The 14,819-nt window shown below is 72.2% G+C and carries 13 protein-coding genes; 9 read left to right on the plus strand and 4 right to left on the minus strand.

What is annotated here, in order from left to right:
- Positions 1-351 precede the first annotated feature (351 nt).
- The 6 genes from ABTY61_RS12060 (at position 352) to ABTY61_RS12085 (ending at position 6,508) form a co-directional block, all read left to right on the plus strand.
- Entirely contained in the window at positions 352-1,626 is a 1,275-nt protein-coding gene (locus tag ABTY61_RS12060; RefSeq protein ID WP_502895280.1) for a substrate-binding domain-containing protein, read from the plus strand.
- Positions 1,627-1,718: 92 nt separating this feature from the next.
- Complete coding sequence (locus ABTY61_RS12065; protein WP_502895277.1) at positions 1,719-2,459, plus strand: ABC transporter ATP-binding protein; 741 nt, start codon at positions 1,719-1,721, stop codon at positions 2,457-2,459.
- 143 nt (positions 2,460-2,602) lie between these two features.
- Positions 2,603-3,403 carry an ABC transporter ATP-binding protein gene (locus ABTY61_RS12070; protein WP_350504917.1) on the plus strand — a complete coding sequence of 267 codons (801 nt, stop codon included), beginning with the start codon at positions 2,603-2,605 and terminating at the stop codon, positions 3,401-3,403.
- Positions 3,403-4,269, plus strand: a complete 867-nt coding sequence (locus ABTY61_RS12075; protein ID WP_350504842.1) for a branched-chain amino acid ABC transporter permease — start codon at positions 3,403-3,405, stop codon at positions 4,267-4,269. The genes ABTY61_RS12070 and ABTY61_RS12075 overlap by 1 nt, the downstream gene beginning before the upstream one ends.
- A gap of 251 nt (positions 4,270-4,520) precedes the next feature.
- Positions 4,521-5,606 carry a branched-chain amino acid ABC transporter permease gene (locus ABTY61_RS12080; protein ID WP_502895278.1) on the plus strand — a complete coding sequence of 362 codons (1,086 nt, stop codon included), beginning with the start codon at positions 4,521-4,523 and terminating at the stop codon, positions 5,604-5,606.
- A complete protein-coding gene (locus ABTY61_RS12085; protein WP_350504843.1) occupies positions 5,603-6,508 on the plus strand; it encodes an alpha/beta fold hydrolase in 906 nt (301 codons plus the stop codon). Before ABTY61_RS12080 ends, ABTY61_RS12085 begins: the two co-directional genes overlap by 4 nt.
- An 86-nt stretch (positions 6,509-6,594) precedes the next feature.
- Here ABTY61_RS12085 and ABTY61_RS12090 read toward each other — a convergent pair whose 3' ends face one another.
- Positions 6,595-7,875, minus strand: a complete 1,281-nt coding sequence (locus tag ABTY61_RS12090) for a polysaccharide deacetylase family protein (protein WP_350504844.1) — start codon at positions 7,873-7,875, stop codon at positions 6,595-6,597.
- A 420-nt stretch (positions 7,876-8,295) separates the two neighbouring features.
- Positions 8,296-8,883, minus strand: coding sequence for a DedA family protein (locus ABTY61_RS12095; RefSeq protein ID WP_350504918.1), 588 nt, complete (start codon positions 8,881-8,883; stop codon positions 8,296-8,298).
- 286 nt (positions 8,884-9,169) lie between these two features.
- Here ABTY61_RS12095 and ABTY61_RS12100 point away from each other — a divergent pair, with 286 nt between their 5' ends.
- Positions 9,170-9,325, plus strand: a complete 156-nt coding sequence (locus ABTY61_RS12100; RefSeq protein WP_350504845.1) for a hypothetical protein — start codon at positions 9,170-9,172, stop codon at positions 9,323-9,325.
- 312 nt (positions 9,326-9,637) lie between these two features.
- Positions 9,638-10,729, plus strand: coding sequence for an LLM class flavin-dependent oxidoreductase (locus ABTY61_RS12105; RefSeq protein WP_350504846.1), 1,092 nt, complete (start codon positions 9,638-9,640; stop codon positions 10,727-10,729).
- A gap of 119 nt (positions 10,730-10,848) precedes the next feature.
- Here the strand turns inward: ABTY61_RS12105 and ABTY61_RS12110 are convergent, their stop codons facing one another.
- Entirely contained in the window at positions 10,849-13,119 is a 2,271-nt protein-coding gene (locus ABTY61_RS12110; RefSeq protein WP_350504847.1) for a putative bifunctional diguanylate cyclase/phosphodiesterase, read from the minus strand.
- Between the two features lie 414 nt (positions 13,120-13,533).
- Positions 13,534-13,959, minus strand: coding sequence for an OsmC family protein (locus ABTY61_RS12115; RefSeq protein WP_350504848.1), 426 nt, complete (start codon positions 13,957-13,959; stop codon positions 13,534-13,536).
- Positions 13,960-14,206: 247 nt separating this feature from the next.
- Between ABTY61_RS12115 and ABTY61_RS12120 the strand changes: the two genes are divergently transcribed.
- Complete coding sequence (locus ABTY61_RS12120; protein ID WP_350504849.1) at positions 14,207-14,542, plus strand: chorismate mutase; 336 nt, start codon at positions 14,207-14,209, stop codon at positions 14,540-14,542.
- Positions 14,543-14,819: the final 277 nt, after the last annotated feature.

Consider the following 14,819-nt stretch of genomic DNA (forward strand, 5'->3'; position numbering starts at 1 on the left):
GCGGGGGAGGCCAGGATCCTTCCGAGGGATCACCTCATGGGGGTGCCGGAGGGGATGTGTTGTGCCTGGGGGGCGAGTCTGGCCGGACCTGCCCGGCGGCCGAGCCGCTCCCACCGTTCCCACCGTCCCCGGCCGTGGGGCGTCGCGGCCATGGCGGTGATCGCCATGGCCGATCGCGGACCTCTGTCGACGAGCCACATCCGGATGCCCGGGCGGCGACACCGGGCCGGCGGTATGTCGACCGGAGCCACAGCAGGGCACGTCGCTACGTCGATCGGTCACATGTCGCCGGTCGCACCGCACACCTACGGTTCCGGCATCCACCCCGCCGCACCCCTGGAGTCGGTCACCATGCGCAGCACCACAGTCCCCACCAGGACCGCCTCCGGCACCCGCCCGGGCAGGGCCCGCACCGGTGGCCCGACCCGGAGGCTCGCCGCCCTCGCGGCGTGCGTCCTGCTCGCCGCCGGCTGCGCCAAGGCGGGCACCGCCGGAACGGACGGGGCGGGCGGTGGTGGCGCGAAGGCACCGGTCAAGGTCGGCCTGGTGTACTCCAAGACCGGGCCGCTGGCGGCCTACGGCAAGCAGTACCTGGACGGTTTCAAGGCCGGCCTGGGCTACGCGACCAAGGGCACCGGCGAGGTCGCCGGGCACCGGATCGAGTTCGAGGAGCAGGACGACGCGGGCGATCCGGCGAAGGCGGTGTCCGCGGCCAAGGACCTGATCGGCAAGGGCTACAAGGTCCTGGCCGGCTCCACCGCTTCCGGCGTCGCCCTCCAGCTCGGCCCGATCGCCGCTCAGAACAAGGTGCTCTTCATCAGCGGCCCGGCCGCCGCGGACAAGGTCACCGGGCTCAACAAGTACACCTTCCGTTCCGGCCGCCAGTCCTACCAGGACATCAGGACGGCGGCCTCGTTCATCGGCGACGCCAAGGGCAAGAAGGTCACCGTGCTCGCTCAGGACAACGCCTTCGGCCAGGCCAACGTGGCCGCGGTGAAGGCCGTGCTCGGCGCTCAGGGGGCGACGGTGGAGCAGGTGCTCGCCCCGCCGAGCGCCACCGACCTCACCCCCTTCGCGGCCCAGGCCAAGACCGCCAAGCCCGACCTGCTGTTCGTCGCCTGGGCGGGCGGCACCGCGGCGGCCCTGTGGACGGCGCTCAACCAGCAGGACGTGTTCACCGACACCAAGGTCGTCACCGGCCTGGACCTGGCCGCCTCCTACCCGCTGTTCGGCCAGGCCGGCGAGAAGATCTCCTTCCTGAACCACTACTTCGACGGCGCCGCCGGGACCCCGGTGGAGAAGGCCATGACCGAGGCCGTCACCGCCGCCGGCGGCAGGACCGACATCTTCACCCCGGACGGCTTCACTGCCGCCCAGATGATCGTGCACGCGATCGAGGCCGGCCACGGTTCCGCCGACGACACTTCGACCCTGGTCAAGGCGCTCGAGGGCTGGAGCTTCGACGGGGTGAAGGGCCGCACCACGGTCCGGGCCGAGGATCACGCCCTGCTCCAGCCGATGTTCCAGGTCCGGCTGACCGGCACCGGCGCCGCCGCCAAGCCCTCGGTGGAGAAGGCCCTGACCGCCGACGAGGTGGCGCCCCCGGTCACCCCGATGGCGGGCTGATCCCGATGCCCGTTCCTGCCGCTTCCTTTTCCGATTCCTCCACTCCGGCTTCCTCCGCTCCTTCGAACCGGGTTCCTGACGTCTCCTCGCCGGTGCTGCGCCTGGACGGCCTCGGCTGGTCCGTGCGCGGCGTGCCGATCGTCGAGGACGTCTCCTTCTCGGTCGGCGAAGGCGAGTTCATCGCCTTCATCGGGCCCAACGGCGCCGGCAAGACCTCCCTCTTCAACCTGATCTCCGGCATCCACCCGGCGACCCGCGGCAGCCTCCACCTCGACGGCGCGGACATCACCGCCGAGGCCGTGCACACCCGGGCGCGCCGCGGTCTCGGCCGCACCTTCCAGACCTCCTCGCTCTGGCCGGGGATGACGGTCGCCGACCACGTCCGGCTGGCGGCTCAGGCCGCCGCCGGGCCGCAGGCTTCGTACCGCCTCTGGCGCCGCGCCGACCGTTACCCCGAGCAGGTGGCCGACATCCTGCACCGCACCGAACTCACCCACCGTGCCGACACCTTGGCCGGAACGCTGTCGCACGGCGAGAAACGCAAACTCGAACTCGCCGTCCTGCTCGTCTCGGACCCGAGGCTGATCCTGCTGGACGAGCCGATGGCCGGTGTCAGCGCGGAGGAGGTACCGGCCCTCACCGAGCTGATCCGTTCCGTGCACCGCGAGCTCGGCCGTACCGTCCTCATGGTCGAGCACCACATGGACGTCCTGCTCGGCCTGGCCGACCGCCTGGCGGTGATGCACCACGGCACCCTGTTAGCCCTGGACACCCCCGAGGCCGTGATGGCCGACCCGGCCGTTCAACAGGCCTACCTGGGTGAGGCGTTGTGACCTCCTCTCCGCGCCCCTCGGCGCCTCTGCGCTCCGCTTCCGTCCCGTCCTCCGGCCGGGCTTCTGTTCAGTCCTCCGTCCCGCCGTCCTCCGTCCCGCCGTCCTCCGTCCCGCCGTCCTCCGTCCCGCCGTCCGCTGCCGGGCTGTCCACTGTCGAACCCCTCCTCTCCGTCCGCGACCTGCGGGTGGTCATCGACGGGTTGCACATCCTGCACGGCGTCGACCTCGATGTGGCCCCCGCCGGTGTCACTGCGCTGCTGGGGCGCAACGGCGCCGGCAAGACCACCACGGTCAAGGCCGTCATGGGCCTGGTGCCGCGCACCGGGAGCATTCGACTCTCCGGTACTGAACTCAGCTCCCTCCCTACTCATGCGGTGGTTCGCCATGGCATCGGGTACGCCCCCGAGGACCGGGGGATCTTCGCTGGCCTCACGGTCGCCGAGAACCTCCGCCTCGCCGAGCGCGGAGCCCGGGGCGGGGCCGAGGCGGGTGAGCCGAACTACTCACTCGTCCACGAGCTCTTCCCCGAACTCAAGCAGCGGGCTGGACAGTTGGCCGGAACGCTCTCCGGGGGCCAGCAGCAGATGGTGGCGATCGGCCGGACGTTGCTCAACCGGAACCGGCTGATCATCGCCGACGAGCCCACCAAGGGCCTGGCGCCGAAGATCGTCGCCGAGGTGGCGGGGGTGCTGGCGCGGGCGGCCGAGGCCGTGCCCGTTCTCCTGGTCGAGCAGAACCTCGCTCTCGTCGGCCGCCTGGCCGGCACCTGCGCCGTCCTGGCCGACGGCCGGACCGCCCACCGGGGTGACACTGCCGAGCTGTTGGCCGACGAGGAGGCCGCCCGCCGCCTGCTCGGCGTCGGCTCCCGTCACCCGCTCGCCGGCGGGCCCCAGCCCGCGGCCTCCCCGGCCACCCCTGTCGTCACCGCGGAGGTGAAGCCCTGATGGACACCGTCGTTCTCCTTTCCTGTACTGGTCTCGGGCTCGGTGCGCTGTACTTCCTGGTTGCCTCCGGTCTCTCGTTGATCTTCGGTCTGATGGATGTGCTCAACTTCGCGCACGGCGCCCTGCTCTCCATCGGCGCCTATGCGACCTGGTGGGCCGGTGCCGAGGCCGGCCTCTCCTTCTGGCTCGCGGTGCCGTTCGGCACCCTGGTCGGGACGGTCGCCGCCGTCCTGCTCGAACTGTTCCTGATCCGGCCGCTCTACAGCCGCCCGCGTGACCAGATCCTCGCCACCGTCGGGGTCGGACTCGCCGTACCCGCCCTGCTCATGGGGATCTGGGGCGCGGACGCCCGCCCCTTCCCGCAGCCGGCCCTCCTGGCCGGCACCTGGCACGTGCTCGGTGCGACCGTCCCGGTCAACCGCTTCGTGCTCGTGGCCGCCGCTGTGCTGTTGTTGCTCGCTCTTCGGCTGTTCCTCGCCCGCACCCGCTACGGGCTGATCGTCCGGGCCGGCGTCGAGGACCGCGCGATGGTCACGGCGCTCGGCATCGACGTCCGGCGGGCCTTCACCCTCGTCTTCGCCATCGGCGGGGCGGCCGCCGCGCTGGGCGGCGCCCTCGGCGGCCTCTACTTCGGTTCGGTCAACCCCGGCCAGGGGACCGGCCTGCTCATCTTCGCCTTCGTCGTCGTCGTGATGGGCGGCATGGGCTCCGTGACCGGGGCCGCCGCCGCCTCGGTGGGCGTCGGCCTCGTCCAGCAGTTCGCCAACTACTACACGGGTGCCGGGCTCGGCGACCTCTCGGTCGTCGTCCTGCTCGCCGTACTGCTTCTGGTCCGACCCCGTGGACTCACCGGGAGGCTCGCGTGAGCGCCGAAACTCCGATCACGAGCACCGGTGGCCCCGCGGTCGCCCGCAGCTCCGCCACCTCGACAGGGGGGACTGACACCAGCCCTGTCGCAACCACCATGTCAGCAGAGGGGACTGACACCAGCTCTGCCGACACCGCCACTGTGGCAAGGGGGACTGACACCAGCCTTGCCGAGACCCATTGTGAACACAAGGACGAGCCCGGCGCCATCCCTCGAACGAGTGATCCAATCACTAATCGCTGGACAGTGATGCACGGAGCGCTACGCTGGTGGCCGATCGCCCTGCTGATCACGCTCCTTGTCGCCCCATACAGTGTGCTTCCCGTCCCGGGACTGGTCGACGGCCCGCTCGGCAGCCCCGGAAGTCTCCAACTCATCGCCCTGTGCCTGCTCTACGGGGCCCTCGCCACCGGCTACGACCTCCTGCTCGGTCGCACCGGACTGCTCTCCTTCGGCCACGCGCTCTACTTCGCGACCGGCCTCTACGGCACCGACCTCGGCATGCTCGAACTGCAACTCCCCTTCGTCGCCGCCGCGCTGTTCGGCATCGCCTGCGCCGCGGCGCTGGCCCTGCTGCTCGGCTCGGTGAGCCTGCGGGTCACCGGCATCGGCTTCTCCATGGTCACCCTCGCCTTCGCCCAGGCCGGTGCGATCCTCGTCCAGCGCAACCCCGGCGGTGTCACCGGCGGGGAGGAGGGCCGTTCCGCCCCGGCCGACCTGCTGCCGTCCGGCCTGCTCGGGATCGAGAACACCGCCAACCTCTACTGGATCGCGGTCGGTTACCTGGTGCTGACGGTCGCCGCGGTCCACTGGGCCGTCAACTCCCCGGCCGGGAGGGTCTGGGAGGGGATCAAGGAGAACGAGCGCCGGGTGGAGGTGCTCGGACTGCGGCCCTACGGCTACAAGTTGGTCGCCTTCGTGCTGTCCGGAGTGCTCGCCGGGCTGGGCGGGGTGGTCTACCTGCTGCTCACCGGCGGGGCGACTCCGCAGGCCGCCGGCTCGGACGCCACGCTCGCGCTGCTGGTCATGGTGGTCCTCGGCGGATCCGGCACCCGCTGGGGGCCGCTGCTCGGCGGCGTGCTCTACACCTGGGCCGGCCACCGGCTCGGCGACCTCGCCAACTCGCACACCGTCGCGGACCTGCCCGCGGCGCTGCGGGTGCCGCTCTCCCAACCCCTTTTCCTGCTGGGCGCTTTGTTCGTCGCGGTGGTCTACCTGCTGCCCGGCGGCCTCGCTAGACTGCCCGCCCGCATCCGCGCCGCCCGATCCGCCCGCCCGGCCCGCACACCGGCCGGCGCGCGCCCGGCCCGCCCCACCGGAGGTACTCCCGCGTGAGCCACTCGCCGCTGAAGCCCGAGGAATCGACCGTCCCTGTACCCGGCGGGGACCTGGCCGTCCTGTCCTGGCCCGCAGACCGGCCGGGGGCCCCGACGGTCGTGGCGGTGCACGGCATCACGGCCAACGGCCTCGCCTGGTACGAGGTCGCCCGCCGGCTCGCCGGCCGGGCCACCCTGCTGGCCCCCGATCTGCGGGGCCGCGGCGCCAGCCGCTCGGTCGCCGGACCGTACGGGCTGGCCCGGCACGCCGACGACGTGGCCGCGCTGATCGACGGGCTCGGCGCGGGGCCCGTCGTGGTCGTCGGCCACTCGATGGGGGCCTGGGTCACCGCCCTGACCGCCGTCCGGCACCCCGAACTCGTCCGCCGGGTCCTGCTGGTGGACGGTGCCCTGAGCTTCCCGCTCCCGGGCGCTGTCCGTGAGGAGGATGCCCTGGCCGCGGTGCTCGGCCCCGCGCTGGCCCGGCTGTCGATGACCTTCCCGGACCGTGCCGCCTATCGGGAGTTCTGGCAGCGCCACCCGGCTCTCGGCAGCGACTGGTCCGCCGGGATCGACGCCTACACCCAGCGCGACCTCGTCGGTTCGGAGCCCGAACTGCGGTCCTCCTGCCTGCTGGAGGCCGTGCAGACCGACGGCGCCCAGGTCCTGCTGGACCGGGAGGCGGCCGAGGCCGTGCACCGGCTGCCCTGCCCGGCCGAGCTGCTCTGGGCGGAGCGCGGCCTGCTCGACGAGCCGCAGGGCCTCTACGACGAGCAGCGGATCGGGCTGTCCGGGCTGGACCGGGCGCGGGTGCCGGCCTCACTCGTGCCGGACAGCAACCACTACTCGATCCTCTGGGGCGAAGCCGGGGCCGAGCTCATCGTCCGCAAGTTGCTCGCGGACGCCCCCGCCGCCGAATAGGTCCGCGAGGGAACGGGCCCGGCGGCCCCGCGCCGGGACGACGGCCGGCGGGGTGCGGACGTCCCGCCGGCCGGAGTCCGGGCGGGTCAGCCCGCCGCGCCGAGGAAGCTCTCCCAGCCGCCGGCCGGCGCCTGGCCGACGTTGAGGGTGCGCAGCTTGCGCAGGGTCGACTGGTCCTGCACCTCCAGCCATTCGACCAGCTGCTTGAAGGAGACCAGCCGGACCTCGGGCTTGCCCGCGATGGCCTTGAGGGCCTCCTCGACGGCGTCCATGTAGATGCCGCCGTTCCACTGCTCGAAGTGGTTGCCGACGAAGAACGGCGCCCGGTTGCTGTTGTAGGCGCGGTCGAACCCGGCCAGGTAGGAGTTGGTGGCCTGGGTGCGCCAGTCGTTGTACTTGGAGGGGTCGCCCTTGGTGCTGCCGTTGGACTGGTTGGCCAGGATGTTGTAGTCCATCGACAGGACCTGGAAGGTGTGTCCGGGGAAGGGTATGGACTGCAGCGGGAAGTCCCACACCTTGCCGTCCTGTACCTTCTGCGGCCATATCTGGAGCCCACCGGCGGAGCTGGCGTCGTACTTCCAGCCCAGCTTGGCGATGGTCGGCAGCAGCGCCTTCTGGCCCTCCAGACACGGGGTGCGGCCGCCGATGAGCTCCTTCTTGTAGTCGAAGGGCAGCGGGTCGACGTCCGTGAAGCCGGTGTTGGTCCGCCACTGGGTGACGAAGGATATCGCCTGGTCGATCTCGCTCTGCCAGTCGTCCGGGGTCCACATGTTGACCCCGTTCTTGTCCGGACGGCTGGAGCAGAAGTGCCCGTTGAAGTGGGTGCCTATCTCGTGCCCGGCGAGCCAGGCCTGGCTGATGAGCTTGAGGGTGCTCTTGACCGCGCCGTCCGACAGGTACGGGATGTCGGAGGCGCCGACCGAGTGCTTCGGCGGGTGGTACAGCTGGGACTTGCCCTTGGGCAGGGCGTAGATGCCGGAGAGGAAGAAGGTCATCGTGGCCTTGTACTGCTCCGCCAGCTTGAGGAAGCGGGGGAACTGGCCGTCGTCGGTGCCGCCCGCGCCGTCCCAGGAGAAGACCACGAACTGCGGCGGGCGCTCGCCCGGCTTGAGCTTCTCGGGCTTGGGCTGGTTCGGCTGCGGACCGGTGTCCGCGTTGGATCCGTCGCCGATCGGGGCGCCCTTGGGAACCACCGCCTGGGTCGGGTCGGTGGTGCCGCTCTGGCCGGCGTTGGCATTGCCGCCGGAGGAAGGTGAAGTGGAGTTCTGCCCCGAACCGGATCCGCCGCTGGAACAGGCCGAGACCGCGCCGAGGGCTGCGGTCGCGGCGGTTGCACTGAGCACCGTCCTGCGCGAGATGCTGGTCATGGTCTCCCCTGGTACCGATCGACCGGTGGTGAGGGCGACCCGGGGCCGCACCGGTCAAATCGGGCAATTGATGAATATTCCGCCGTTAGCATGTCATGTCGCCGTAGCGGCTTCCAAGGTCGCCGGGCTCCGACGACAGACAACACGCCGGGGGTGCCCGGCTGGGCTGCAGGGATTCGTCGTCTGTTGCGGTCCTGTGACGCTTCGCATTGCGTGCCGTCAGGGAAGTACGGTACCGCCGCTCCACCCGTACCGGTCGGAGTTCGTCGGCGCTCGGTACGGAGCATCGCCTGCAAGGGGCAATTGTGCTCCTGGCGGCACCCCTCGGTCGGGCCTGGCCAGGAGCGAGTAGGAGCGAATGGGAGAGCCGGACACGGCCGGGTGTCGCCGCGCGGAGGCCACAGGGCGTTCCCGGACCGGTCAGGCCATGGCCAGTCGCCGATGACGGCGCACTACTCGCGCGATCGCGGTGCTGACGGCGGTGGCCGCCGCGCACGAGACGGCCAGGCTCAGCCAGGCGGTGTTGAACCAGTGGCTGTTCAGCCAGCCCAGCGTCACGATGTAGGCGGCCCAGACCAGCGCCGCCAGTGCCGACCAGTGCAGGAACCGGTGCGGATGCGCGGGGGAGTGGCCGATGGCCAGGTCCAGGACGGTCCGGCCGGCCGGGACGAACCGCGCGATCACCACCATCGCGGCCGCCCCGCCGTGCGGGCGCTCGAGCAGTGACTGCTGAACCCTGGCCACGCTGGCCGCCAGCTTCGGGCGTCTGGCGAGCCGGCGCTGCAGCAGCGGGGCGCCGCGCCGGGCCAGGTGGAGCAGCAGGACGTCACCCAGGAAGGAGGCCACCGCCACGCCCAGGCCGAGCAGTATCGGGGCACCGTTGATCTGCGCCGTCTTGAGCACGGCCAGGATGACCAGGGTGCCACTCGGGATGAAGGGAAGCAGCGCGTCGCCGAGTACGGCGAAGAGCGCAAGGGCGCAGATCCACGAGGATCCGATCGCCGCCACGAAGTTCAAGGCCCTACTCCCTCCACGCCGCCCTGGTGGAGCAGGTGGCTGTGAGGTCAACGCTAGCGCTTCGACTTTTCATGCCATGAAGCACCCCGGTGCGGCGGAGGTCACAGCAGGCGACCGCGGCGTGCGGATCCCGCCGACCGGAGAGCGGCCCGCCATGGTCGGGTGGGCTCCGGGGTGGGCGGTGGCGCGCCGGTGGCCCAGGGCGGGGCGGGGCCGCCGGAAATGGAACGAGCCCCCGGGGCGGGGTGCCGCACCGAGGGCTCGCAGGGATCGATCGGTGCTGGTCCAGCCCGACGACCTTGCTGACGGAACACGGATCCGCTCGATGATCCAGCTCCTGATCATCAGCCTGCCCGAAGCCGGCGGCCGATCGCGAGCGCTGCGGCTGGCGAGTTCCGACCCTGGCGTGAAGTCGCCATCCGTGTCGGACTGATGGCCCTGAGTCATCCGGACGGTCGGTCGGTCGACCCGTGCGAACCCGACGAACACCAGCCCGCCCGGACATGGACCGCGCACGGACCGTTCCCGAAACTCATCCGAATCTCATGCGGACCGCACGCGAACCGCACGCGAATCGCACAGGAACGGCACCGAGATCGAGCGGCAGGCGCGGGAACAGCACGCCCGTGACCGTGGTTGACCCCCGTCGGCAGCAGCGACCGCCGGGCCGTCCGAGGCCCGCGCGGCCGCCCACGACGGCCGGTTCGCAGCAGAGCCGGACCACCACAGCAGGAGGGCGGACGGCATGACCACCGAGGACCAGCAGGAGCACGGAACCGGGCCGGGGGCCAGCGAGGCGATCCGGGCCACCGCCCGCGGCACGGCCCCCGCTCCGCTCTCGATCCTCGACCTGGCCACCGTCGGCGTCGGTTACACGCCCAGCGAGGCCCTGGCCGCCACCACTGAGCTGGCCCGCCGGGCCGAGCAGTGGGGCTACCACCGCTTCTGGGTCGCCGAGCACCACGGCATGCCGGGAGTGGCCAGCTCCACCCCGGCCGTCCTGATCGCCCACCTCGGGGCCAACACCACGACGCTGCGGCTCGGCTCGGGCGGTGTCATGCTCCCCAACCACGCGCCGCTCGCCATCGCCGAGCAGTTCGGCCTGCTGGAAGCCCTGCACCCCGGCCGGATCGACCTCGGGCTCGGCCGCGCCCCCGGCACCGACCAGGCCACGGCCCGCGCGCTGCGCCGCGGCGTCTCCGAGGGCGCGGACGACTTCCCGCTGCAGCTCTCCGAGCTGACCCACTTCCTCGACGGGGACTTCCCCCGGGGTCACCCCTACGACCGGCTGACCGCCGTGCCCAAGGGCGAGGGCCGGCCGCCGGTCTGGCTGCTCGGCTCCTCCGGCTTCAGCGCCCAGCTGGCGGGCCGCCTCGGCCTCCCCTTCGCCTTCGCCCACCACTTCAGCAGCGCCAACACCATCCCGGCCCTGGACCTGTACCGGACGTCCTTCCGCCCCTCCGCCGTGCTCAGCGAGCCGTACGCGCTGATCGGGGTGAGCGCCGTGGCGGCCGATGACGAGACCGCCGCCCGTCGCCTGGCCCGTTCCGCGGCCCTCGGCATGCTCCGGCTCCGGCGCGGTAACCCCGGCCCGATCCCCACCCCGGAGGAGGCCGAGGAGTACCCGTACAGCCCGGTCGAGGCGGACTTCATCGACAACTGGCTGGACAACGTGGTGCTCGGCGCCCCGGGCCAGGTCGCGGACGGCCTGGAGGCCCTGCGCAAGCGGACCGGTGTGGACGAGCTGATGGTCACCTCGCACATCCACGGCCACGAGGCGCGGCTCCGCTCCTACGGCCTGATCGCCGAGGCCTACGGTCTGACGACGACGGTCTGACAGCGTCGGTCTGACGGCGAGGGCCTGACGGCGAGGGCCTGACGCCAACCAGCCGACCGCAACAGTCTGACCGCGACGGCCTGACCAGGCTCGCTCTGCTCCGCTCCCACCCCGTCCGGCTAGCGGCCGCTCGGGGTGGGGCGGCCCTCGCGGAGTATCGCCGCGACGAGTTCGGCCTCGCCAGGCCGGGCGAAGTACCAGCCCTGGGCGGTGTCGCAGCCGGTGAGGCGGAGCCGCTCGGCCTGGGCGGCGCTCTCGATGCCCTCGGCGGTGACGGTCAGTCCGAGGGTGTGGGCCAGCTGCACCATCGCGCCGACGATCTGCTCGTCCGCGTCGCTGCGCCGGGAGCGGAGCTCCGGGCGGGCCGACCGGTCCGTGGCCACCGTGCCCTCGGTCACGCCGTCGGTCGCGCCGTCGGTCGCGCTCACGGCCGCTGCCGGGGCGGGGGCCGGGTCGCGGAAGCCCTCGATGAACGTTCCGTCGAGCTTCAGGACGTGCACCGGCAGTCGGGAGAGGTAGGCCAGGTTGGAGTAGCCGGTGCCGAAGTCGTCGATCGCGATCCGCACGCCCATGTCGGCGAGCGCCTGGAGCGCCTGGAGCGGACGGCCGCCCGGTCCGAGCAGGGCGCTCTCGGTGATCTCCAGTTGCAGCAGCCGGGCGGGCAGGCCGGTGCGTTCGAGGGCGCGGGCGACGTCGGCGACCACGTCGGAGTCCCAGATCTGGCGGGCCGCCAGGTTGACGCTCACGAAGGTCTCGGTGTCCGGGAACTCGGTGAGCCACTGCCGGGCCTGGCGGCAGGATTCCTCCAGCACCCACTTGCCGAGCGGCACGATGGCGCCGGACTCCTCGGCGAGCGGGATGAAGCGGTCGGGGGAGAGCGTCCCGTAGCGGGGGTGGCGCCAGCGGACGAGCGCCTCGGCACCGTGCACGGTGCCGTCGGCCAGGCCGACCAGCGGCTGGTACTCGATGGTGAACTCGCCGCGCTCCAGGGCCGGCCGCAGTGCGGTGGCGAGCAGTTGGCGGGTGAGCTGGTGGGCGCCGCGGTCCGGGTCGTAGAGGGTCCAGCGGGCGCGGCCGTCCGCCTTGGACCAGTAGAGGGTGGCGTCGGCGTCCTTGAGCAGGTCGGTCGGGGTAGTCTCGTCCACCGACCGTTCGACGACGCCGACACTGGCAGTGATCACCAGCCGGTGCCCGGCGACGTCGAAGGGGCGTTCCAGCGTCTCCAGGATCCGTCCGGCCAGGGCGGTCAGCTGCTCGCTGCCGACGCTGTCGGTGACCAGGACGGCGAACTCGTCGCCGCCCATCCGGGCCACCAGGTGGGCGTCCCGCTCCGCAGCTTCGGCGAGTCCGCGCCGGAGCCGGGTGGCGACGGCGATCAGCAGCTGGTCGCCGATGTGGTGGCCGAGGGTCTCGTTGATCGCCGCGAAGCCGTCGAGGTCCAGATAACAGACGCCCACCCGCCGTCCGTTCGCCGCGGTCGCAGGCCGTCCCCGGTCCGCGCGGGGCTCCCTGCTCCCCCGGCTGCCTGGGGCCTCGGTGGTCGGCAGGCAGGCGGCGTCGAGCCGCTCGAAGAAGAGGGTCCGGTTGGGCAGCCGGGTCAGCGGGTCGTGCAGCGACTGGTACTCCAGGCGGTCGCCGAGCAGGCGCTGCTCGGTGAGGTCCTCGACCAGTGCGAGGGTGTAGAGCGGCTGCCCGGCGGGGTCCCGGATCAGCGAGACCGTCACCTTGCCCCAGACCGTGTGGCCCTCGCGGTGCCTGAGCTGCCTCTCCACGCGGAACCGTTCCCGCTCGCCGTGGACGAGGCCGTCGAAGAGCCGGTGCGGCAGGCCCTCCGGGTCGATGATCTCGTGCAGGTGGGTGCGGGCCAGCTCGTCGACGCCGCGGCCGACCAGGGCGGCGAAGGCGGGATTGACCTCGATGATCCGGTCCTCGGGGTCGATCAGGGCCATGCCGATGACGGCGTCGCAGAAGGCGGCCCGGAAGCGGGACTCGCTGGCCCGGAGGGCCGTCAGCAGCCGGTCGGTGTCGCCGCCGGGCCGGCCGGGGGCGTCGGCGCCGACCGTGTGCGCACCGTCGGCCAACGGGGCCGAGCAGGTGGGGCAGAGCCGCACCTCCGGAGCCTCCAGGGTGCCGCAGCCCGTGGCCGACGAAGCGGAGGGGACAGCGGGGACAGCGGGGACAGCGGAGACGGAGGAGGGGGTGGAGGAAGCCACCGCTGCCATGAGGCCCACCGGCTCCAGGCTCACCGGTTCCGGCTCCACCGCTTCCAGGCCCACTGCCAGGTCCACCGGTTCCAGACTCACCGGCTCCGGGTCCACCGGATCGAGGAGCGGCGCGGCGGGGTGGCGGTGGTGGGACCAGCGGTGGTGTGACGATTCCTCGTGTCGCACGCCTGGGTGGTGTGCGTCGGCCCCCTCGTTCTGGCCCGGCACGGCATGCTCCCGTCCGCTGCTGACGCTTGACGATGGTCCGCCTGGCCGATCGGGATTCCGGCGGCCGGCTCCGCACTCTGTCGAGGTCTCGGTGCCGGTCCGCTGAGGGGCGTCCGCCGTGGGGCGCTGTCGCGCGGGGACCCGGGTTGAGAACAGGGCGCTGCGGCCGATCATAGGCCGCGACGGCAACGCGCGGTGACCGCCGGCAGGGTGATTCGCCCTGTTTGTGATCATGCGTGGCGAACGTTCAGACGCCCCCGGTACACCTCACATGAGGTGCGCCGGGAGCGCGTGCGCCGAGACCGCGCCCCTGGGCGCTGGTTGCGCGCCGGGGCGGGGCCGGGGTGCGCCCCGGACGGGCCGGGGCGGCGGTCAGGCCAGCTTGGCCGTGAGGGTGATGGTGGTGCCGGTCAGGGCCTGGCTGACCGGGCAGTTGGCCTTGGCGTCCTCGGCGGCCTTCACGAAGCCGGCCTCGTCCAGTCCGGGCACTGCGCCGGTGACGGTCAGGTGGATCCCGGTGATGCCGGTGCCGGGCTGGAAGGTGACGTCGGCCTGGGTGTCCAGCGTGGTGGGCGGGTTGCCGGCCTTGGTCAGGCCGTTGGAGAGAGCCATCGAGAAGCAGGCGGAGTGGGCGGCCGCGATGAGTTCCTCGGGGCTGGTCTTGCCGTTGGGCTCCTCGGCGCGGGCCGGCCAGGAGACGGGGTACTCGCCGATCCCGGAGGAGGCGAAGGTCACCTGCCCCTTGCCGTGCAGGAGGTCGCCCTCCCAGGCCGTGCGGGCGGTACGAGTGGTTGCCACGATCGGTTCCTCCAGTGCTGACAGTGCTGAGGGACTGTTGAGTCGTCACTTCCGGTCATGCACGCACCAGACTACGGGCTGCGCCGCCGCGGAGCCGGGCGGCGGACGGTCCGACCGGCTGTCCGGATGTTGGACGGTTCCTCCGGACGGTGCCGGTCCGGCGCGGGGGCCCTGTTAGATTTGCCGGGGTCCGAGCCCGGCCGCCGTACGGTCGGGCGCCCACCCCCAGACACCGGGAGCCGCCCCGATGACGGACCAGCCCACGACCCCCGACGCCGGCGTGCCGGTGGGGATCGACGACGCGGTGCGGGCCGAGCTGACCAGCCTGCGCGAGAGCATCGACAACATCGATGCCGCGGTGGTCCACATGCTGGCCGAGCGCTTCAAGGCGACCCAGCGGGTCGGCCGGCTCAAGGCCGAGCACAAGCTGCCGCCGGCCGACCCGGCCCGGGAGCGGGACCAGATCAAGCGGCTGCGGGAACTGGCCGCCGGGGCCAAGCTCGACCCGGTCTTCGCCGAGAAGTTCCTGAACTTCATCATTGCCGAGGTCATCCGCCACCACGAGGCCATCGCCCGCGCCTGAACGCGCCCCCGCGGCGTCCCCCGGGCGACTCCGGACAATTCCAAGGGCGGTGCCGAGCCGGTGCCGAGCCGGTGCCGAGCCCGTGCCGAGCCGGTATCGGACCGGCTCTGCCCCGGGGCCGGGCGATGTCGGGAGAGGCTAAGTCCCGGATTTCGTACGGCCCTCCGGTTGGCGTAGCGTGCAGGTTTCCCCCAGCCGGAGAGGTGGAGCAGCGACGATGGCGGTGAACCTGCCCGAAACGCCGAGCGGAGCTCCCAGCGGATCCGCCGTACCAGCC

Source organism: Kitasatospora sp. NPDC096128 (assembly GCF_040303105.1).
In the GTDB taxonomy this organism is placed as follows: Bacteria; Actinomycetota; Actinomycetes; order Streptomycetales; family Streptomycetaceae; genus Kitasatospora.